The organism is Gordonibacter sp. Marseille-P4307 (assembly GCF_900604965.1).
Classification (GTDB): Bacteria; Actinomycetota; Coriobacteriia; order Coriobacteriales; family Eggerthellaceae; genus Berryella.
On the sequence record NZ_UWPD01000001.1, the window covers coordinates 1,786,531 to 1,806,731 of the forward strand.

Below are 20,201 nucleotides of genomic sequence, written 5' to 3' on the forward strand. Positions count from 1 at the left end.
GAAAACCTTTTATACCTGCGGCGACCCTTCCGCCACCGCTTTCTCGACCGCCTCGATCTTAGGCTTCGTCTCACCCGCAATGTCGCTTTCGCGCAGCGTCACGTGCGAGGCGCCCTCATGTTCGGGAAGATCGTACATCACATCCTGCAGCACGCGCTCGCAGATGGATCTTAGGCCGCGCGCGCCGGTTCCGTGCTCGACCGCCTCGCGGGCGATAGCGCGCAGGGCGCCGTCGGTGAACTCGAGCTGGGAATCCTCGAACTCGAACATGCGCTGATACTGCTTGACCAGCGCGTTTTTCGGTTCAGACAAAATCCTGATCAGGTCGTCCTCATCAAGCGCAGAAAGCGCGGTAATGACGGGGATACGACCCACGAACTCGGGAATCATGCCGAACTTGTTCAGGTCTTCGGGCAGAACCTTCAGCAGAAGCTCGGCTTCCGACTTCTTGGCCGACTCGGGAATCTCGGAATTGAATCCGATCATGCTCTTGCCGATGCGCTCGGCCACGATGTCGGACAAACCGACAAACGCGCCGCCCAGAATGAACAGGATGTTCGTCGTATCGATCCGGATGAGCTCCTGCTGGGGATGCTTTCGACCGCCCTGCGGCGGAACGCTTGCCTCGGTGCCCTCGACGATCTTGAGAAGCGCCTGCTGAACGCCTTCGCCCGATACGTCGCGCGTGATGGAAAGGTTCTCGGCCTTGCGCGCCACCTTATCGACCTCGTCGATGTAGACGATGCCGATCTCGGCGCGCGGGATATCGAAATCAGCCGCCGTAATAAGCTTGAGCAGGATGTTCTCGACATCTTCTCCGACGTATCCCGCCTCGGTGAGCGTGGTGGCGTCAGCGATGGCAAACGGAACGCGCAGGCTGCGCGCAAGCGTTTGGGCGAGCAGCGTTTTGCCCGATCCGGTGGGACCAAGCAGCATGATGTTGCTTTTCGACAGCTCGACGTCGCCTTCGACCGCATCGGCCCCCAAGCTGACGCGCTTGTAGTGGTTGTACACGGCAACCGACAAAGCGCGCTTGGCGGCCTCCTGCCCCACAACGTATTCGGAGAGCTGATCGTAGAGCTGACGGGGCGTGGGAAGATTCTCCAGAACGTCTGCCGGAGACGGCTCGGCGGATTCGCCCTCGACGGCGGCGGGCGGTATGAAGTCGGGATCGAATCCGGCGTGGGGGTGGCGTCCGGCAACGTTCATCCCCATGTCGCGCATAAGGGACTCGGCGCACACCGAAATGCACTCGTCGCAGATGTATATCCCGTTGGGACCGGCGATCATCGCTGCGACCTCGTGCGGGCGCTTGCCGCAAAAGGCGCAGGCGATGTCGGTTTCGTTCGTGAATTCGTCGGTTCGTTTGTCAGTCAAGGTCGTTCCTCGTCTCGGCCCGAAAGGGCGCGGTTATTTCGCAGCGGCGGATCGCGAGGTGGTGATGCGATCAACGATGCCGTACGCCACGGCCTCTTCGGCAGTCAGCCAGTTGTCGCGCTCGGTATCGCGCTGCACGTCCTCGAAAGGACGGTCGCAGTTATCCGCAAGGATCTTGTTCAGGCGTTCGCGGGTTTTCAAAATCTGCTCTGCCATGATGGCTATCTCGGTCTGCTGACCCTGGGCCCCGCCCGAAGGCTGGTGAATCATGACCTCGGCGTTGGGAAGCACAAGGCGCTTGCCCTTCGCACCGGCGGACAGCAGGACGGCGCCCATCGAAGCGGCCATGCCCATGCAGATCGTGGACACGTCGCACTTGATGAAGTTCATGGTATCGAGGATGGCCAACCCGGCGGTAACCGATCCTCCGGGCGAGTTGATGTAGAGCGAGATGTCCTTATCGGGATCGGCGCTCTCCAGATGGAGAAGCTGCGCGACCACGGAATTGGCAACGTTGTCGTCAATCGCCTCGCCCAGAAAGATGATGCGGTCGTTCAGCAGGCGCGAGTAGATGTCGAAGCTGCGCTCGCCGCGCGGCGACTGCTCGATGACGTACGGGATCAGAGCTCCGCTGATATTATGTGCCATAACGGTCCTTCTCTCTTCGGGGCGATCAAACGCCCGCTTGCTACCAGGTTGTCGGCCAATCGTGATGCTGCCGCCGAGGGGATTCAAGCCCGAAGGCGGCTGCGTTACCCGATGGAATAGAAAAAAGCGGACGCACCGTCACGCGATGCGCCCGCTCATTTTATCGCTAAACAGAGCTATTCGGCATCAGAAGCCGGTTCGGCGTCCTTCTTCTTGGAAGACTTCTTAGCGGCGGCTTTCTTGACGGGTTTGTCCTCGACAACCTCCTCGGTGATAACCGCAGACTCCAGCGCGTTGTCAAGCGCCTTCTGACGTAGGACCCCCTGGCGAACCATATGGATCTGACCGGCCTCGCGCCAGCTCTTCTCGACGGCTGCGGGATCCTCGGCGCCGGATTTGGCGAACTCGGCGGAGATGTCCTCGTCGGTAACCTCGAGACCCGCGCGGACGGCCCAGGCATCGAGGGCGAGATCCTGCTTGACCGTATCGGCGGCCTGCTTTTTCAGGTCGTCGCGGAACTGCTGGGAGGTCAGGTTCTGGGAAGCGAGGTAAGCATCGAACGTAAGGCCCTGAGCCTGCAGCTGCTGGAAGAAGTCCTGCACCAGCTGAGCCTCGGCTGCCTCGACCATATTCTCGGGCGCATCGCCCTCAAGGCGCTCGGCCAAAGCTGCAAGGGCGCGATTCTCCTTCAGGCGGGGCAGGATGGCGGCCTTCTGAGCCGCAATCGACTCGGAGATGTTCTTGCGCAGATCGTCTACACCCTCGAGTCCGAACGTCTCCTTGATCCACTCGTCGGTCATCTCGACGGCTTTCTTCTTCTTGACCACGATCACGGTGACGTCGAAGGCGATCTTCTCGGTTTTGCCGATGAGCGAGCCGGTCATAACCGTGGGTTCGGCGGGGACGTCGATGGAGAACTGCTTGGAGTCGCCCTTCTTCAGACCCAGCAGCTCGTCGTCGAACGACTTGGGGAACAGGCCGGATCCAAGGCCGTACTGGCGCGAGTCCGAAGAGATGGACTCGATGTCGTTGCCTGCATCGTCGGTGGCCTTGATGGACAGGTCGGCGTAGTTGTCCTCTTTGATCTTGGTGTTCGCGGGCGCATCGACGATGTCGTAATAGTGCTCCTGCAGCGCGGCGACCTCGGCATCGACTTCCTCGTCGGACGCACCCTCGGCGGGCATGGCGAAGGACAGGGCGTCATAGCTGTTCAGCTCGAAGGAGGGCTTCACCGCAACCTCGAAGGCATACGAGAAGGACTTGCCGTCCTGCGCGAGAGCAACCTCGGCGTCGAACTCGGGTTTGGCAACCGGGAACAGGCCGTTGTCGTCCATGGCGCGGCCGCACGTCTCGTTCACCAGGTCGTCGGTAACCTGAGCTGCAACGGCCTCTTTGCCAAGCGCGTTGTCGATAACGGCGCGCGGAGCTTTACCGCGACGGAAACCAGGGAAATTGTACTGGCCGGCCACCTGCTTGTACTGCTTCTTGAAACGAGCGACCACCGTGGCCTCATCGACGGTGACGGCCACCTTGACGCGGTTGTCCTTAAGGACTTCAGCTGAAGTTTCCACTTATGTTTCCTCCGTTAGTCTGTAAGCTTCGTGGCACGCCCGTTGCAGACGAACCAGCGTGCGCCCAAGCGCCCCGCGCTGCGTATTGCAGCGAACATACCGAGTGGGGATTATCGCACACTCGGGATTGCAGATAAAGCGATTCACCAAGAGTACGGACGCGAAAAAATCGAGAACGGCCAATTAGGGCGCGCCGGGGCGCTTTTCATGTCCTATAATTCGATCAACGACAAAATGCAGCGTAAACGAACTCGAAAGGCTCCGCCGTGTCATTGCAGCTCAACCTCGCACAGGAACGCGAACTTCACCGACTGATCGACTACGAGCGATCGCTGTGCTCCGCGAACTCGGATCCGGTGTTTCGCTGCGCGTTTCCCTATCGCCCCGACAACGATCTGCAGGCCGAGCTCATCGAAACCGGGGCGCTGAATGTGAAAAACGACCCGCGGCATGGGACCATCGTCGTCATCTCGTCTTCCGGTTACTCGCACTTCCCTGAAAAAGCGCGCGACGAAAAGGCCGAGTACGACCGCGCCCGGCGCGATGCGCGCCTCATCGGCATGACTGCGCTGTTCTCCGCCGTCTGCATGGCAGTGGGGTTCCTTTTGGGCCTCATCGCCCGCTAACGCAGAGCCGCGGCGAGGTTGCCGCTTCCGAAGCGGTATAAAGCCGCAAAGCCGACACGCCAATGGAGCGGAAGGCAAAACGGGGGCCGTCGTTTCGCCTGAACGACGGCCCCCGTCTATCCTGTGGTGCGGGCGAAAGGACTTGAACCTTCACGTCAAAGACACCAGAACCTAAATCTGGCGCGTCTGCCAATTCCGCCACGCCCGCGAACGCGCACAGCCCTGGCTGCGCGGCACGCCTCATAGTACCAGAAACCCAACGACAAGACGCACGGAACCCGCGGTGGGGTTCGCACGCGATAAAAAACGAGCCGTTTATGAAAAACCCGACGCCGACGCCTATGTTTTTTCGCTAATATTCGTCAAGCAAAATGGGCGGATTCGCTCATTGGAAGCCCCGAGGTAAGGAAACCTATGAAAAGCCTTCTACAGAAATGGAGCGGGATCGATCTGATCGTCAGAATCCTGATCGGCCTCGTCATCGGCGCTGTGCTGGGCATCTTCGCCCCCGCAGACCTCTCGATCGTGACCCTTCTGGGTTCCCTGTTCGTCAACGCCTTGAAGTCCGTGGCACCCATTCTGGTGTTCTTCCTGGTCATCAGTGCGCTGGCTAACGCGAAGGGCGTCGGAACCATGAAGACCATCGTTCTTCTGTACATCGTCTCCACCTTCGCCGCCGGCCTCATCGCCGTGCTGGCCTCCTTCGCGTTCCCCATCGAGCTGACGCTTGCAAGCGCCGATGCGGTCGAGCAGTCTTCACCCGAGGGAATCGGCGAGGTTCTGAACACGCTGATTCTGAACATCACGGTGAACCCCGTCACCGCGCTCATGAAAGCCAACTACATCGGCATCCTCGCGTGGGCCGTCGGCCTGGGCGTGGCTTTGCGCGCAGCGAGCGAGAACACCAAGTCGGTGTTCGCCTCCATCTCCGATGCCATCGCCAAGATCGTGTACTGGGTTATCCAGCTTGCCCCCTTCGGCATCCTGGGCCTGGTCTACACGTCCGTTTCCACTAACGGCCTGGAGATCTTCACCGAGTACGGCGCGCTCATCGTCTTGCTGGTGTCGTGCATGTTCTTCATCGCGCTGGTGGTCAACCCGCTCATCGTGTTCGTGTTCACCCGCAAGAACCCATATCCTTTGGTGCTGCGCACCCTGAAGGATTCGGGGCTCACCGCGTTCTTCACGCGCTCCTCTGCGGCTAACATCCCCGTGAACATGCAGCTGTGCCGCCGCCTCGGCCTGGAAAAGGACAACTACTCTGTGTCCATCCCGCTGGGAGCCGCCATCAACATGGCGGGCGCCGCGGTCACCATCTCGGTCATGGCCATGTGCGCGGCCCACACCATGGGCATCGCCATCGACATCCCCACGGCCGTCATCCTCTCGGTCCTGTCCGCCGTAAGCGCGGCGGGCGCCTCGGGCGTGGCCGGCGGCTCGCTCCTGCTGATCCCGCTCGCCTGCTCGCTGTTCGGCATCTCCAACGACATCGCCATGCAGGTCGTTGCGATTGGACTCATCATCGGCGTTATCCAGGACTCCTGCGAGACCGCCCTGAACTCCTCGTCCGACGTTCTGTTCACCGCAACCTCCGAGTACCGCGAGTGGACTCGCGAGGGCCGCACCTTCACCATGGGTGCGTACGTGGAGGATGCCGAGATCGACTAACCCACCTTCCTTCCGCCCATTTCATATTTGTGGAGAAAATCGCTCGTCACCTGTGGCGGGCGATTTTTTTCGCACCTTTAAGGTTCCTTTAAGGCAGGGCCCGTACAGTAAGCGCCATCGAAAGCGGGGCGACGAAAAGAACTCGGAACATCCCCTCGAAGATGGGAGCGAAACCCATCGAGAGCGTCGCCCGTTTTCGCTGAAAACCGCATACCCGCGTGTTCGCCGAAGCGAGAACCCTCCCTTTCTCCTTTCCCTTCACCGTCGCTTCGAGCCGGATCCCCCTTGCTGAGCGCCCTGTTCTCCCTTGACAGGGCGCTACTTTTTTCCAGCGCGCCCCCGTCGCAGCCGGCCGGGATCGAACCGAGGGGCGGATGGGGCGAAAGCGGGACGGCCCGGCGGGAAGGTGGATCGGGCCGAGCGGGTGATCCGATGCAGACGGTGGCGCAACGCAGCCGACAGTCCTATGATGCTCGAAAAGCCTGGGCATCTGGCCGCGGGCCGGACCGCTATCGAGACGGGAACCTATGAACAGCGACCATCAGCCCCGCACCACCCCCGCCGCCCGATTCCTCATCATGAGCGACACCCACGTCTCGCTTGCGAAGCCCTACCGGGCCAAGAGGCTCGAAAACGCCATCTCGAAGGCGCTGGAGCTTCAACCGGATTCGACCGCGATCATCGTCGGCGACTTCACCGACTACGGAATGCCCTGGGAATACCGGTTGGTGGCCCGAGCCGCGCGGCGCGCGGGCCTGCAGCGCGACCGGCTCGTCCTCGCGCTGGGGAACCACGAGTGCCGTCTCCCCCGCTTCGCCTGGTCGCTCTCGCGTTTCGCGCGGCACGTCGAATCGAAGGCGCCCTATCGGGACCTCACCGTGGGCTGCGCGCACCTGATCCTGCTCGCTGGGGACGAGAAGCCGCAGCGCTGGGACGGCTGCAGGATATCGGATGGCCAGCTGGAATGGCTCGACCGACTGCTTTCGGGCGATGAGGAGGAAGGTTCGATGTCGCTCGTCTTCAACCACGAGCCGCTCTTCGACACGGTCGAGGGAAGTCTCGCGCATCACGGGAGCGGCCGCTCGATCGAAAACGACGCGGATCTCAGGGCGGTGCTCGATCGCCATCCCGGCGCATACGTGTTCACCGGGCACAGCCACTTCCCCCTCGACACGAGGCGCATAGGCAACGGTCCCACGTTCGCGAACACGGGAGCCATCGCCTACGACGACGGCTACGGTCGGGAGTTCGCCCAAGGGTGGTTCGCAACCGTCGATGAGCGCGGCGTTTCCCTGCGCGGATACGACTTCATCGAGAGATCCTGGATCGACGGCTGCCGATAGCAGACGCGCACCTCCTGCGGGACGGCCCGCTGCCACATGGACGAGGCCGCCGGGAAAACCCGGCGGCCTCGTTGGTACCGCGCATATGAAAGGCCCGCGCAAAGCGCCGAAGCGCCCGGCGCCTGCGAAAGGTCGCCTAGTCGATATACCCCGATGCGGGGATGGACATCATGGCCTCGTCAGAAAGCGCAGCCGTGCCTCCGAAGATCCAACCGGAGCATTGCTTCCAGGAAGGGGTGTTCCAACCCTTGCGGGCCACCTCGGTGATGGCGGACGTATCGTAGTCGGTGGCAAGCAGCAGAACCGAATCCTGCTTTCCGCACAAAGCCGCGCCCGTCAGCGCATCGTACCAGCTGTTCGCCGTGGCCACGCCCATACCCTCGCGGGAAGCGCCCTCGTCGAGGCGCTTCTGGGCGAAGAGCTTCGACGTGGCGACCGCATCGGCGCCGCCCACGCGCTGGAGCAAGCGGGATTCGAGCTGCTTTTCCACCGAAGCGGGAACGGCAGCGGTACCGCCCATCACGATGACCTTCCTATTCCCGATGACGGAAAGGGTCGTGCTCGACAGGCTGCCGTCGGGCTGGGTGAAAAACACCGGGGGCATGCTTCGCATAGGCGAAGGGAGCGGCGGACAGCGCATCGTGGAAGGTGCCGGCCGTGGCAACCACCGCGTATTCGGACTTGTTGCCGACGGCCTCGGACACGGCCTCGGCCGTACCGGCGGCATCGGCCCCTACGTAGCGCTTGAGATCCGAACCGGCGACGGCGGCAAGCTCGGCGGCGGTCTTCTCGGACACGGCGGCCTCGCCGCCCACGATCACGACCTTGGCCGGCTTCAGGCGCTTAAGCTGGTCGCGCGTCTGCTGAGGGACCGAATCGCGGTACGACAGCAGCACCGGCGCGCCCTCGCTGCCGGCAAGCGCCGATACGGACAGCGCATCCCACCAGCCCTCGGCCGAGGCGATGACGACCGTCCCGCCCTCGACCGACCAGCCCGCATTGCTCGACACAATGGAAGCCATAGTATCGAGCGCGATGTCGCCTGACAAGCGCGGCCAACCCGGTTGGGGCTTGGAGCCCGTGATCACATTGCCGTACGCATCGGTTTTCACCGCGGGGGCGGCGGGCTCGTCCGCAAAGGCCGCGCCGACCGGAAGCGCGAGGGCGCACGTAAGCGCCAAGGACGCCGCCAGCATGGCTCTCTTCTTCATGAGGTTGGTTCCTTTTCAAATGACTCTTCTCGTCACCATTTGACTTTTATTCAATATAGTGGTCGATTCTCAATAATATATTTAGTTATGTCAATGAATATTGAATATCTTCTCGAAACAACCGCGACGCGAAAGGCGGCCGAGGCGGGACGCATCGAGGACCAGACGGTCGAGGGATTCGCCACCGAGAAGAACCCCAAGTTCGAGGTGTACGCCGACAAGGCCGGCGAGCTGCGCTTCCGCCTGAAGGCCTCGAACGGCGAGATCGTTGCGATCGGAGAGGGCTACAAAACCAAGGCCAGCTGCATGAACGGCATCGAAAGCGTCATGAAAAACGCCCCCGAGGCGTCCATCGTCGACGCCGAATAGCCCGGTAACCCAGCTTGAAGAAAAGGCCGCGCCGGCACCGCTCGCGCGGCCTTTTCTGCGCGCGCCGATCCCGCAAGGGGAAATGAAAAGACCAGCGACTCGGCGCTGGCCTGGGAGTTTCATGGTGGACCGTCGGGGACTCGAACCCCGGACCTTGGGATTAAGAGTCCCCTGCTCTACCAACTAAGCTAACGGTCCATGAAAGGTATGTTGCTGCGCATCTCGAACAGCGCTGGAACAGTTTAGCAGACATCGAAGCGATTGCAAGATCTTTTCCAGCGCGCTGGGGTGGATGATCGGACTCGAACCGACGACCTCCAGAGCCACAATCTGGCGTTCTAGCCAACTGAACTACACCCACCAAATGCGCAAGGAGACATACTAGAGGCATAGCAGCAGAAAATCAAGAGGTCGAGGGCTTTTAATTCCCTCTTTTCGCACCCATATCCGATAAACGCAGAAACGCTGGACGTTTCAAACAGAGGTGAAGTTACTCACCTGGGGATTTATAATCAAGTCTGCACATCCTCGGCATCATGCCACTTTCACCATAAGGAGACCCGATGGACGTCAAACCATCGTCCGAGAAGCGCCTCGCCCTTCTCATCGACGCCGACAACGTTTCGTACAAGTACATAAGCGCCGTTCTGGACGAGCTGTCCAAGTACGGCATCGTCACCTACAAGCGCATCTACGGTGACTGGACCAACCCCCAACACGCCAAATGGAAGGACAAGCTGCTGCAAAACTCCATCCTCCCCATGCAGCAGTACAGCTATACCCAGGGAAAGAACTCCACCGACTCGGCGCTCATCATCGACGCCATGGATATCCTCTACACAAACTCGGTCGACGGATTCTGCCTCGTGTCAAGCGACAGCGACTTCACCAGGCTTGCCGCGCGCATCCGCGAAAGCGGCCTTACGGTAATCGGCATGGGAGAGAAAAAGACCCCGCTTCCCTTCCGCACCGCCTGCGACATCTTCACCACCCTCGAGGTGCTGATCCAGGGATCGGAACCCAAGGGACGCCCTCATAAGGCGCGCGGAGCCAACGACGAGCGCTCTGCCGACGAGCCAACGCTGTCCCGGGCGAAGATCGAGATGACCGTCGCGTCGATCATCAACGACAACCTGGCCCAAGACAAGCCCACCACGCTCAGCGACGTCGGAAACCGCCTGCTCAAGCGCTACCCCGACTTCGACGTGCGCAACTACGGCACCAACCAGCTGAAAAAGCTGCTGAGCGACTTCTCTTCGCTCAGCATCGAGACGAAGGGTTCCATCGCCATCGTCAGCTTGGTGGAACCGAAGGCGAATCCCACGCCCGACGCGGAAAAGCCCACGCCCGGGCGCGCGTTCAGGAACCGCAGGAACCAGGGCAAACCTTCGGAGCAAGACCAGCCGATAGTCGAGCAGCCGAAGCAAGAAGAATCCCCGCGCAAGGAGCCCAAGCGCAAGCTCGCAGCAAAACCCCAGGCAACAGGCGAGACGGCGGCTCCCGCCAAGACCCCCGACCAGAACGACCATATGGAGGCCATCCAGTCCTACATTGCCGCGGAAATCGATCGCGCCGGAGAGCGGGGCGTGGCCATGCCCACGCTCGGGAAGCGTCTCCGTGCGCAATTCGAAGGATTCGACCACAAGGCGTTCGGATACCCTAAGCTCATCGATTTCCTGGCGCAGCTCGACGGCATCGCCGTCGATCGGCGCGAACGTTCGAGCTACGCTGTCGCTGAAAGATTCGCATCTGAAAAATAGCCCGGCACTGCCCTGATCGACGACATCCCGAAAGGACCCTCGCCCATGGAAACACTCACACTCGCTCTGGTTCTTTTAGCGGCAGTGCTGGTTTCCGCCATCGTAGAGCAGATCCTTCCCAAGGTCTCGTCCCCCCTCGTCCAGATCGGCATGGGGGCGCTCGTGGCGACCGCCGCGCAAGGGCACGTTTCGATCGAGCTGGAACCCGAGATCTTTCTGGTTCTGTTCATCGCCCCGCTACTGTTCAACGAAGCCCGCGAGGCCGACAAGGCCCAGCTGTGGAAGAACAGGTCGGCCACGCTGGCCTACGCGATCGGACTCGTGCTGGTCATCGCCTTGGCCATTGGGTTTTCCGTACACGCGCTGATCCCTTCCGTCGGCCTGTTCGCCGCCCTCGCCCTGGGAGCGGCCCTGGGACCGACCGACGCGGTGGCCGTGGCGGCTCTCAGCGACGAGGCCGATATTCCCGAACGTCAGCAAGCTGTCTTGCAGGGAGAATCGCTCCTCAACGACGCGTCGGGCATCGTTGCGTTCCAGTTCGCCATCGCCGTGGCGGTCGGAGGGTCGTTTGAGGCCTCGCAAGCAGTGGCCGACTTCCTGGTAGAGTTCTTCGGGGGACTCGCTTTGGGCATCGGCATCGGCATCGTCGTCAACCTCATCACCGCCAAGGTACGCGACCTGGGGCTTGAAAACACCACCTTCCACGTGCTGTATCAGATCTTCACCCCGTTCATCGCCTTTCTTATCGGAGAAAAGGTCGGCGTGAGCGCCGTTATCGCAGTGGTCGCCTGCGGCGTAACCATGTCGTTCGCGCGGCGCAACCTCGGACCTTCCATCGCGCACATGAACATCGTGTCGGCCAGCGTCTGGAAGGTGCTCACCTTCACCCTGAACGGCATCGTATTCGTTTTGCTGGGCACTCAGATCCCCAACGCGTTTTTCGGCGGGTTCATGCTGCCCTTGGCCAATGTCGAACTTCTGGGATACGTGGTGCTGGTCACCCTCATCATGCACGGAGCGCGCCTTTTATGGTCGCTGGCCGCCGAACGCATCGCCGATAGGAGAAGCGAGACGAAGCGCCCCTTCCCCCAACGACTGCGCGGCGCGGCGCTCACTACGCTGGCCGGGGCAAAGGGAACCATCACGCTGGCCATCATGTTCACCATCCCTACCACCATGGTCGCCAACGACGTCGTTGTGCGCTTCCCCAATCGTGACCTGCTAATCTTCATCGCATCGGGCGTTATCCTGCTATCCCTCGTGCTTGCCACGTTCCTCGTACCGCTTCTCGCACCCCGAAAGAAGGAGTCGGAGCACCTGGACACCAAGCGAGAGAAGGCTGAAAAGAAAGCCGACATCATGCGCGCGGTCATCGAAGAGCTCTCGGCGCGCCAAACCGCATCGAACCGTCGCGCGACCTCGGAAGTGATCAGGCGCTACAACGACCGCATCGCCCGCGTCCTAGAGTCGGGAGACATCGAGGCCGCCTCCGATACCGAGCTGCGCATCCAGGCGCTCGCATGGGAGCAGGAACACGTTTGGAACCTGATCGAGCGCGGAGAAATCCCCCTTATTGAAGGGTACCGATTCGCAAGCCGCCTGGAGCATCTGGAGGCAGCGATAGAGCGCTCGAACGGCCGCCTCACCCGGTTCAGATCGCGGGCGGGCCGATTCCTCCTGGCATCGAGGACCTATTGGCACAAGGCCAGCCGGCGTCTCCCCCGAACAGAGAAGACCGACTCGGCCCAGATCATGCGTGATATCCAAGCGCGCGCCGTCAAACACGCCATACAGCGCATGCAAGCCGAGATGGCCAAGGACGGCACCCCCACCGAAGCGTACAGCAGGCTCATCATCGAATACCAGATGGCCCTGGCGTCTTTGTCGCCGTCCTCCCCCTCCATAACGGCGATCGCGAACCGGGAAAGCTCGGTTGAAGAGGTGGTAAGAACCGGTCTCATCATCGAACTCGAACAGATACAGTCGGCCTATGAAGAGGGCAGGCTGTCGCGCAGCGAGGCGCGCGGCATGAGACAGAACGTCATGCTGATGCAGATCGATTTGGACAACCAGGTGTAAGGAAGGCTCCTCGATCGAGGGGCCTTCCCTTGCCCGTGCTGTGGGCGCGCCACGTCGATCGCGAAAGCAAGCCGAGCATAACCTCGCGACCGACGCAAACCGCTACATCTTTTCGGGAGCGCTTACGCCCATGAGGCTAAACGTCAACGCCAGCACCGTGCGCGCAGCATCGGAAAGCGCGAGGCGGGCCCTCATGACGCGCTGGTCTTCCCCGATAATATGGCAGTTCGTATAGAACTGATGGAACAGGCTGGCCAGATCCTGCGCATAATGGGTCAGACGGAACGGAGCACGATCGCGGGCAGCCAGATCGATGAGCTCGGGGAAATCGTCCATCCTGCGCATGAGCGCCAACTCGGACTCGTGCGTGAGAACGCTCAGATCGACATTGGGACCCACAACCTTCTCGGCAAGCTCGTCAAGCGCAAGCGTTCCCGCCTCGAGCGCGGCAACATCGTCTGAGGAAGCGGCTTTGCGCAGCACCGAGCAGATACGCGCATGGGCGTACTGCACGTAGTACACCGGATTCGACGAGTCCTGCTTCTTCACCACCTCGATGTCGAAGTCGATGGGCTGGTCGCTGGAGCGCGACAGCATGGTATAGCGCGCAGCATCCGTTCCCACTTCATCGATGAGCTCGGAGAACGTGATCATCTCTCCGGTACGCTTCGACATACGCACCGACTCGCCGTTGCGGAACAGATTCACCAGCTGGCCCAGAAGGACTTCGAGAGCACCGGGGTGTCCCCAAGCCGCCAGCATCGCCTCGCAACGCTTGATGTAACCATGATGATCGGCACCCCACAGGTCGATAAGATGATCGAAGCCGCGACCCAATTTGTTGTGGTGGTAGGCCATATCGCTCATGAAGTACGTGTACTCGCCGTTTTCCTTGATGAGAACGCGATCCTTCTCGTCGCCGAAGGCGCTGGACCTGAACCACACCGCCCCGTCGCTCTTGTAGACGAACCCCTTGGCATCCATAGCTTCAAGGGCCTTGTCGATGGAGCTTTTGCCGGACTCGTCGGCAACATAGAGCGAGCGCTCGCTGAACCAGCAGTCGAACGTCGTGCCGAAATTCGACAGCGTCTCGCGGTTCAGGTCCACCATCTGCTTATAGGCGATCTCGCGGAATGCCAGCATGCGCTCCTCTTCCGAAGCGCTTTCCCACTTGTTCCCGTCGGCATCGAGGATGCTTTGGGCGATATCGGTGACGTAGGCGCCGCCATAGGACTGTTCGGGCAGCTCGACGTCATGGCCGAGCAGCTGCATATAGCGCACCGACACGGAATTGCCAAACACGTTCATCTGAACGCCCTGGTCGTTGATGTAGAACTCCTCGTACACATCGTATCCCGCATGCCTCATGACGCGCGCGATGGAATCGCCGAGCACAGCCCAACGGCCGTGGCCCACATGAAGCGGACCGGTGGGGTTGGCCGAAACGTACTCGAGATTCACGCGACCGGCCTCGGGGTGCGACCCGCGACCGTACCCGAAGCGCTGACTGCGCACCGAGGCGACGACGGTTTGCAGAACTGCGTCGGACAGGCGCACGTTGATGAAGCCGGGACCGGCGATCTCGACCGATTTAACCAGCGTGTTTTCGGGAATGTGATCAACGATGATCTGGGCGATGTCGCGGGGAGACCTTTTCGCGAGCTTGGAGCATCGCAGCGCGACCGTAGACGCCCAGTCGCCGTTGGATTCGTCGCGGGGTCGCTCAAGCGCCGCAGCGGGAATCTCTTCGAGCGCCAGCGAACCGTCCTCGACGGCTGAAGCCAACGCGCCTCCGATAAGCTCTTCAAGTTGTTCGCGAATGGTCATTGCAAGCTTCTCCTATCGGGATTTTTCTAATGGAGCCGAATAAGCCCCGCCCAAGCGACCAGACTGCGGCAATCGATGCGCCCTGCTGTTCGCGAATGGTTCATTATAGCGACGATTGCGTGCTTTCAAGCAGATCGCGCGCGGAATTCACCACACATGCGCACGCCGCGGCGTTTTTACGCTATCATGTGGAAGCGCTTTCGCGCGACAACAGGCGCCCATGGCTCAACGGATAGAGCAACGGACTTCTAATCCGTCGGTTGCAGGTTCGATTCCTGCTGGGCGCGCCAGTATTTCAGCAGGTCGGATGGGAAATCCGGCCTGCTTTGATTTCGGGGCGAAAACCTGCTTTCGGGGTATAAGGGGGTATTGGTTCCCATAAGTTTTACGGGTTTTTACTACCTTTATGGCTTCTTAAGCCATCCGCCAACATAGGAAGCCGAGACATCACGACCCTCGTGTTCGTGTCAAAGCAGCCCCGTTGCTTGACTACCCAACTGTATACGTAACCTTAGTAGGAGCGTAAAGGGAGAACCCCCTGAAACCCACGCTATCCTTCGCCAGATTCAGCTTGACCGCATTCGCATTTGGAAGTAGGTCTCGTGCCGCCTTTCCAGCACGACGAACTTTTTTCTTGCGATGCGCACATATATTTTCAGCCGCTTCAAAACGAGGGTCTAGCTCGGGCAGGAAAGGGTAGGACTAAACTACGGAAAAGCCCCTCCGGAGAGGGGCTCGCGTTGCGTTCTATCGCATGCTCTATTGAACGGATATGGTTGCAATCTCTGATAGCGGCAGCTCTATGTAGTACCCGGGCCTGTGCAGCAGGAGGCATTCCTCCTCGAACTCGTCTGGGTCGATGTCGAAAACGACCTCCGTCAGGTGACCGTCGAACTTCTCGCCGTCAGACATCGACACGACGACTTCCTTCCCCTCATACGCGGCAGCTTCCTCGTAAGTGATCATTTCTCAACCCCCCTCGGCACTATATGGGTTCCCTTTTTCGAGTAGTGAATGATTGATGTTCGGGAAGTCGCTACATGAGGTCCATTATCTCGTCGCATACGGCTTCGAGTTCGCGATCGTCGTCGTACGCCGCCTGCGTCAGCTTGTCACCGAGAAGCGTCTCGAGGCGCTCGGCCTCCTCGTCGCTCAGAGAGGACACGTCGGGGCCGAAACCAAGCTCGCCCAGCAGCCTAATCGCCGTTTCGCTCATTCATAGCCCTCCTAAGCGCCTTCTTTCCCGTTTTCCAGCATGATACCACCGCGTTCGAGTCTGGGTTCACGACCACGGTAGCCTCTTTCCCCACGCGCTGAACGCTCGCCCTTCCTTCCGGGTCAATTTTTCGATCGCGAACGACGACGGGGTTCTCTATCGCATCGACTATATCGTCACGTTTGATACCGCGCTCTTCCATCCTTTCGATGAGATGCTTCTTCACGTGGTACTGTCTCCCGCCGGCATAGATAAACGAAGCTCTGATGGCCTCGGCCTTTGCGGCCGTCCTGGCCGTCTCCTCGCCGACGCGACGAACCTCGTACGGCGTGAGGTTTCCGGCCCTGGCCTTCGAGTAAACACGCTCCCTGTGCCGCTCGCGCTTCACCAGGTCGCCGTTCTCGCGCACGAGAGCCCTCAGCTGCGCCTGCTTCGCGCGTATGCGCACGTTCTCGGTGTGGGAGTCCGATCCGCACTCCTCGAGAACCTGCTTGGCCCGCCTGAGCTTGCGCATGTCGCGCTCGAGGCGCCCCTGCTCCTGCGTTGCGCGGCGCTCCCGCCCCACCTGCTCGTCGGGCGCCGTAGGCGCAGGCCCGAAGCCGTCCGCGCGCATCTCCACGGCATGGCGGCAGCCGCAGCCTCCGGGGCCTTTGCGGTCGCCCGCGAGGCGGGCCTCGAAGAGGCTCGGCCCCATCTATCAGGGGAACCGAATGCAGAAAGCGATCGGACCGAAAAACCCGTCCGTTTGAAGCCGGATCGCGTTTGAATACGGCCGCCTCGGATCCATCGGCGATAGAGACGGCGCGGCCGGAACCATCGATCGCGGCTTTCTTATTCTGGGCCGTTTCTCCGCCTCGTTCCCAGGGCGGACAACATCGGCCACCGGCTCCCTGAGCGATTGGAAAACCCTCAGATCCCGCATCATCGCGCCTTTTGTCGCATGTTTGCTTGCGCGGCTCTCTTCGCCTGTCTGATGCGCCTTTCACGCGGCGCGCGGCGTCATGTCCCAATGATGCGACGCGTGTCGCCTCTCGGCGGTTCGGGGGTTTCCGGGCATGAAAAAACCCCTCCGGAGAGGGGCTTGGTCGCTTATCGTCTGCGGTTACCTATTCTGACTTCCGGATACTGTCGACTTCGCTCAGATAAAGCTCGACGTATCCGCCGTAGACCCGCAAAGACAGGCACTCTTCCTCGTATTCGTCTGGGTCCGTGTCGAATATGACCTCGACTAGGCGCCCTTCGAAAACGTTGCCTTTGAGAGTCGTAACAACGACGTCATTGCCTTCGCACTCGAACGCTTCGTCTATCGTTATCATCAGTTTTACCTCCTCGACACGATATGAGCGCCCTTCTTAGAATAATGAATCGTAAAGCCGTTTGTCGGCATGTGTTTACCGCCTTTTGTAACGACTACCCCTATTCTACCTGATAAAGTGCATTTCTCCCTTCCGTTCCACAACCCATTCCCATCGAGCGCAGGTTCTCCCGTTCCGGAATGCTTCCTAACGAGCTCGTCGGTCTCCTCGGCGCTTATCGTCAGGTAGCTCGGCGAATCTGCCCCGATTTCGTTGACGGGCGCTAAGCCGCCTTCGAGCGGCTCTCTTCCCTCTGCTTTTTCTCGAACCCCTCGGGGCCGAGCCAGCCCGGCGCCGAGCGAATCCCGATCCTGTTGCAGAAGCGCTCTATGCACTCGGATGTCTCGAGCGCCGCCTCCTCTCTGCCGGAGAAGGCGCGCGCGTGCGCGCATTCCGCCTTGACGACCCCCGTCAGCGACTCCGTGACGGCGTTGTCCCGCGGGCCCGAGACCGGCCCCATGGACGGCGCGACTCCGCCCTCCTCCACGGTCTTGCCGATGAGCGGCGACACGCACCGGCTCCCGCGGTCCGAGCGATGCGGGCGGCCCCCCTCCGGACCCCTGCGCGCCATCGCCGTCTCGAGCGCGTCGCCGGCCGGCTCCGCGGTCATCCCGGGGGCCATGGGCCGGCCCGCGACCCTGCGCGACCGCGCGCCCATCGCCACCGCCGGGCACAGCCAGCCCCGATGGGTCCTGACGTACGCGATGTCGGCGAACCGCGCCTTGTTCGGGCCGTCGGCGCTGAAATCGCGCTTCACCGGGTCGGGGGCCGACTCTCTCTTGGAGGCGCGCTCCTCCCTCTCGGGATCCCTCGCGCAGCGCCTTGTCACGCCGCGCCGGCCGTTCTCCCGCATTATCCTGGCCACGCGCTTTCTGGATACGCGCCCGCCGCCGCGAGCCCCGCGTCGCGAAGCGCACGCTCGGAGGCGGCCGGCTTGCGGCGCGCGCAGCATCCCCGCCCGGTGACGCTCGGGGCCGAGCACAGCTCAGACACCGGGCACCGGCAGCCGAACACCGCGACGGACTCGAACTTGGCCCTCTTCGCAGAGCCTTGCCCGCGAAGAGGGCGCCGGCTTTCAAAATAACCTCGTTCTCGCGCTTCAGCCGCTCGCTCTCCCTTCTCAGCTTGCGCGGGCCCTCTGCCACCCGGAACGGGTTCTGCGACTTGGGATCGCCCTCCGCCCTCCGGTCCGCCCGCTTCACCCGGCTGGAAAGCGAGCCGGGGTCGACGCCCAGCCCGCGCGCCACCTCCGCATAGGCGGCGCCGGACTTTCTGTGCAGCTCTACGGCCCGCTGCTTGAACTCCGGCGCGCACCTTGGCGCACCGGCCATGATCTCCACCTTTCTCCCTTTCCGAAATCTTATCGGAAAGCGGAATTACAAGTGTCAACCAATCTGGGGCAGATTCATTCCATGCCTCGGGCGAGGCGTGGGCGTTCGACCCCGTCGATGGTAGAATCAGGAAGGCGGAGTTCCATTGGGCCGGGAACGACGACGTCGGCATCCGCGAGTTAAACTACAAGAAATGGGTGAGCTAGCCATGAAGGTTCGCTACGTAGGAGATTACTACAAGGTCTACCTGCAAAATGGCGAGATCTACGACGCCGTGCTGAAGGACGGCTTCTACCGGATCTACGACAAAGACGACGAGACGGATTACGGGTACTGGACCGATGACTTCGAGGTGGTCGAATCGGATCGGTTGACGCCATAGCCGAGTCCGACAACCACGCACCGTAACATCACGGCCCCGCTCGAGACATCACGACCCTCGCGTTCGTGTCAAAGCAGCCCCGTTGCCTGACTACCCAACTGTATACGCAACCTTAGTAGGAGCGTAAAGGGAGAGCCCCCTGAAACCCACGCTATCCTTCGCCAGATTCAGCTTGACCGCATTCGCATTTGGAAGTAGGTCTCGTGCCGCCTTTCCAGCGCGGGGAACTTTTTTCTTGCGATGCGCACATATATTTTCAGCCGCTTCAAAACTAGGGTCTAGCCCAGGCAGGAAAGGGTAGGACTAAACTGCGGAAAAGCCCGCGCCCGGTCTGTCGTCTGCCGTTCCATGCATCGCCTTTCTCTGGTGTTTGTTCGGCGGCTCACTCCGCCATCCAGTCGCAGCTGTCGGCCGCTGCCGCCTATTCCATGATGCGACGCGTGTCGCCTCTCGGCGGTTCGGGGGTTTCCGGGCATGGAAAAGCCCCTCCGTAGAGGGGCTTATGAAACGGTTTTCCGATTCGCCTTACTTCCTGACGAACATCATTACTTCTTCTTCTGGCAGATTTCCCATGCTCACGCCTTTCTCTGCGCAGTATCTGCGCAGAGCGCCGACGTCGACATCGATTCTCTCGTCGTCTGGGCCAAGCGTGAACGTGCCTATAGATTCGAAATCGGTGATCTCATCGCTCGTTTCCATAGTACCGCTCATAAAGAACAGCAGCCCCCTTTTCGTCTATGAACATCCGATTCGTTCCCGGGATTCTCGCTGCTCCCAGAGCCCGTTCGTAGTGTCCAATCAGGCCGGTTTTCGCATCGAAGTACACGAATCCATTATACCCTCTCTCGTAGCTCTCCTTCACGGCTTCTGCGAACAAATGTGCGCCGACCCCGTTGTAGGCCCTGCCGACCTTCGGCCTGTTCCTGCTCGCGGACTCCACAAGGTCGACGACAACGGCATAGTCCTCCGGGGCGTCCGTCATTGCAAGAAGCCCCTGAACGTCATGGGAGTCTTCCGATTTCAACATGAGCACCTTCCCGCTCGGACGCGATTGGCGCTTCCAGTCGAATTGCCATCCGGAGCCTATGGCAGACGCGTCGAACGGCTCGAATCTGGTCGCGACGATGGCGTTGTCGCGCATTCTGCGTAGGCATGGAGTCTTTTCGTCTATCGTCGCGGACAGCAGCTTCGCGCGCTTCTCTCCGCCGACCCATTCCCGGTCGTAGCGCCTTGTGAGGACCGCCTCGCCGGTCGCGCTCCTCGCGTTCGCCTCCCGCACGTATCGCCTCATGGCGGCCTGGCGCTCCGCGACCCTGGCCTTCGAGTAAACACGCTCCCTGTGCCGCTCGCGCTTCACCAGGTCGCCGTTCTCGCGCACGAGAGCCCTCAGCTGCGCCTGCTTCGCGCGTATGCGCACGTTCTCGGTGTGGGAGTCCGA

22 protein-coding genes, 4 tRNA genes and 1 pseudogene are annotated in these 20,201 nt (G+C 61.1%); 8 read left to right on the forward strand and 19 right to left on the reverse strand.

The window, feature by feature from the left end:
- Positions 1–9: 9 nt before the first annotated feature.
- The 3 genes from clpX to tig all read right to left on the reverse strand — a co-directional run bounded on the left by clpX (position 10) and on the right by tig (position 3,596).
- The gene (gene clpX / locus EIH26_RS08200; protein WP_370453771.1) at positions 10–1,290 is read right to left on the reverse strand and encodes an ATP-dependent Clp protease ATP-binding subunit ClpX; all 1,281 of its coding nucleotides are present in this window, start codon (positions 1,288–1,290) and stop codon (positions 10–12) included.
- Between the two features lie 120 nt (positions 1,291–1,410).
- Complete coding sequence (locus tag EIH26_RS08205; RefSeq protein ID WP_124061703.1) at positions 1,411–2,025, reverse strand: ATP-dependent Clp protease proteolytic subunit; 615 nt, start codon at positions 2,023–2,025, stop codon at positions 1,411–1,413.
- Between the two features lie 176 nt (positions 2,026–2,201).
- Positions 2,202–3,596, reverse strand: coding sequence for a trigger factor (gene tig, locus EIH26_RS08210; RefSeq protein WP_124061704.1), 1,395 nt, complete (start codon positions 3,594–3,596; stop codon positions 2,202–2,204).
- A gap of 266 nt (positions 3,597–3,862) precedes the next feature.
- Here tig and EIH26_RS08215 point away from each other — a divergent pair, with 266 nt between their 5' ends.
- A complete protein-coding gene (locus EIH26_RS08215) occupies positions 3,863–4,222 on the forward strand; it encodes a hypothetical protein (RefSeq protein ID WP_124061705.1) in 360 nt (119 codons plus the stop codon).
- 124 nt (positions 4,223–4,346) lie between these two features.
- Here EIH26_RS08215 and EIH26_RS08220 read toward each other — a convergent pair.
- Positions 4,347–4,430, reverse strand: a tRNA-Leu gene (locus EIH26_RS08220).
- A gap of 206 nt (positions 4,431–4,636) precedes the next feature.
- Between EIH26_RS08220 and sstT the strand changes: the two genes are divergently transcribed.
- Positions 4,637–5,890 carry a serine/threonine transporter SstT gene (sstT, locus tag EIH26_RS08225; protein ID WP_124061706.1) on the forward strand — a complete coding sequence of 418 codons (1,254 nt, stop codon included), beginning with the start codon at positions 4,637–4,639 and terminating at the stop codon, positions 5,888–5,890.
- Between the two features lie 527 nt (positions 5,891–6,417).
- Positions 6,418–7,233, forward strand: coding sequence for a metallophosphoesterase (locus EIH26_RS08230; RefSeq protein WP_124061707.1), 816 nt, complete (start codon positions 6,418–6,420; stop codon positions 7,231–7,233).
- A gap of 136 nt (positions 7,234–7,369) precedes the next feature.
- Here the strand turns inward: EIH26_RS08230 and EIH26_RS08235 are convergent, their stop codons facing one another.
- Together EIH26_RS08235 and EIH26_RS08240 are read right to left on the reverse strand one after the other, a co-directional pair.
- A complete protein-coding gene (locus tag EIH26_RS08235) occupies positions 7,370–7,828 on the reverse strand; it encodes a cell wall-binding repeat-containing protein (protein ID WP_241152834.1) in 459 nt (152 codons plus the stop codon).
- Positions 7,767–8,444 (reverse strand): cell wall-binding repeat-containing protein, encoded by a 678-nt coding sequence (locus EIH26_RS08240; protein ID WP_124061709.1) that lies wholly within the window; start codon positions 8,442–8,444, stop codon positions 7,767–7,769. The genes EIH26_RS08235 and EIH26_RS08240 overlap by 62 nt, the downstream gene beginning before the upstream one ends.
- 87 nt (positions 8,445–8,531) lie before the next feature.
- Between EIH26_RS08240 and EIH26_RS08245 the strand changes: the two genes are divergently transcribed.
- Positions 8,532–8,813 carry a YegP family protein gene (locus EIH26_RS08245; RefSeq protein WP_124061710.1) on the forward strand — a complete coding sequence of 94 codons (282 nt, stop codon included), beginning with the start codon at positions 8,532–8,534 and terminating at the stop codon, positions 8,811–8,813.
- A 122-nt stretch (positions 8,814–8,935) separates the two neighbouring features.
- Here the strand turns inward: EIH26_RS08245 and EIH26_RS08250 are convergent.
- A tRNA-Lys gene (locus tag EIH26_RS08250) sits at positions 8,936–9,011 on the reverse strand.
- A gap of 86 nt (positions 9,012–9,097) precedes the next feature.
- Positions 9,098–9,174, reverse strand: a tRNA-His gene (locus EIH26_RS08255).
- Between the two features lie 202 nt (positions 9,175–9,376).
- Between EIH26_RS08255 and EIH26_RS08260 the strand changes: the two genes are divergently transcribed.
- Both EIH26_RS08260 and EIH26_RS08265 read left to right on the forward strand, forming a co-directional pair.
- Complete coding sequence (locus tag EIH26_RS08260; protein WP_124061711.1) at positions 9,377–10,573, forward strand: NYN domain-containing protein; 1,197 nt, start codon at positions 9,377–9,379, stop codon at positions 10,571–10,573.
- A 45-nt stretch (positions 10,574–10,618) separates the two neighbouring features.
- Positions 10,619–12,652 (forward strand): sodium:proton antiporter, encoded by a 2,034-nt coding sequence (locus tag EIH26_RS08265; RefSeq protein WP_124061712.1) that lies wholly within the window; start codon positions 10,619–10,621, stop codon positions 12,650–12,652.
- A 102-nt stretch (positions 12,653–12,754) separates the two neighbouring features.
- On the opposite strand, the gene argS is transcribed toward EIH26_RS08265, so the two are convergent.
- Entirely contained in the window at positions 12,755–14,479 is a 1,725-nt protein-coding gene (gene argS, locus EIH26_RS08270) for an arginine--tRNA ligase (protein ID WP_124061713.1), read from the reverse strand.
- Between the two features lie 214 nt (positions 14,480–14,693).
- Between argS and EIH26_RS08275 the strand changes: the two genes are divergently transcribed.
- Positions 14,694–14,769: transfer RNA gene (locus EIH26_RS08275), tRNA-Arg, on the forward strand.
- Positions 14,770–15,238: 469 nt separating this feature from the next.
- On the opposite strand, the gene EIH26_RS08280 is transcribed toward EIH26_RS08275, so the two are convergent.
- The 8 genes and pseudogenes from EIH26_RS08280 to EIH26_RS08730 form a co-directional block, all read right to left on the reverse strand.
- A complete protein-coding gene (locus tag EIH26_RS08280) occupies positions 15,239–15,445 on the reverse strand; it encodes a hypothetical protein (RefSeq protein WP_124061714.1) in 207 nt (68 codons plus the stop codon).
- Positions 15,442–15,543, reverse strand: a complete 102-nt coding sequence (locus EIH26_RS08720) for a polymorphic toxin type 50 domain-containing protein (protein WP_124061715.1) — start codon at positions 15,541–15,543, stop codon at positions 15,442–15,444. Before EIH26_RS08720 ends, EIH26_RS08280 begins: the two co-directional genes overlap by 4 nt.
- Positions 15,516–15,695, reverse strand: coding sequence for a hypothetical protein (locus EIH26_RS08290; RefSeq protein WP_124061716.1), 180 nt, complete (start codon positions 15,693–15,695; stop codon positions 15,516–15,518). The genes EIH26_RS08720 and EIH26_RS08290 overlap by 28 nt, the downstream gene beginning before the upstream one ends.
- Positions 15,676–16,389: a phage minor capsid protein gene (locus EIH26_RS08295; protein WP_124061717.1), complete on the reverse strand. Its 714-nt coding sequence runs from the start codon at positions 16,387–16,389 to the stop codon at positions 15,676–15,678. Before EIH26_RS08295 ends, EIH26_RS08290 begins: the two co-directional genes overlap by 20 nt.
- Before the next feature lie 412 nt (positions 16,390–16,801).
- A complete protein-coding gene (locus tag EIH26_RS08300; protein WP_124061718.1) occupies positions 16,802–17,011 on the reverse strand; it encodes a hypothetical protein in 210 nt (69 codons plus the stop codon).
- A gap of 5 nt (positions 17,012–17,016) precedes the next feature.
- Positions 17,017–17,385: a polymorphic toxin type 50 domain-containing protein gene (locus tag EIH26_RS08725; protein WP_370453772.1), complete on the reverse strand. Its 369-nt coding sequence runs from the start codon at positions 17,383–17,385 to the stop codon at positions 17,017–17,019.
- A complete protein-coding gene (locus tag EIH26_RS08310) occupies positions 17,274–17,915 on the reverse strand; it encodes a DDE-type integrase/transposase/recombinase (RefSeq protein ID WP_164471041.1) in 642 nt (213 codons plus the stop codon). Before EIH26_RS08310 ends, EIH26_RS08725 begins: the two co-directional genes overlap by 112 nt.
- Before the next feature lie 238 nt (positions 17,916–18,153).
- Positions 18,154–18,381, reverse strand: a pseudogene (locus tag EIH26_RS08730) (transposase); the annotation flags it as partial.
- Positions 18,382–18,589: 208 nt separating this feature from the next.
- On the opposite strand from EIH26_RS08730, the gene EIH26_RS08415 reads away from it, so the two are divergent.
- A complete protein-coding gene (locus tag EIH26_RS08415) occupies positions 18,590–18,763 on the forward strand; it encodes a hypothetical protein (RefSeq protein ID WP_206424710.1) in 174 nt (57 codons plus the stop codon).
- A gap of 525 nt (positions 18,764–19,288) precedes the next feature.
- On the opposite strand, the gene EIH26_RS08320 is transcribed toward EIH26_RS08415, so the two are convergent.
- Together EIH26_RS08320 and EIH26_RS08420 are read right to left on the reverse strand one after the other, a co-directional pair.
- Positions 19,289–19,462, reverse strand: coding sequence for a hypothetical protein (locus EIH26_RS08320; protein ID WP_164471043.1), 174 nt, complete (start codon positions 19,460–19,462; stop codon positions 19,289–19,291).
- A partial coding sequence (locus EIH26_RS08420) for a hypothetical protein (RefSeq protein ID WP_164471044.1) occupies positions 19,446–20,201 on the reverse strand: 756 nt, incomplete at its 5' end. The genes EIH26_RS08320 and EIH26_RS08420, both read right to left, overlap by 17 nt.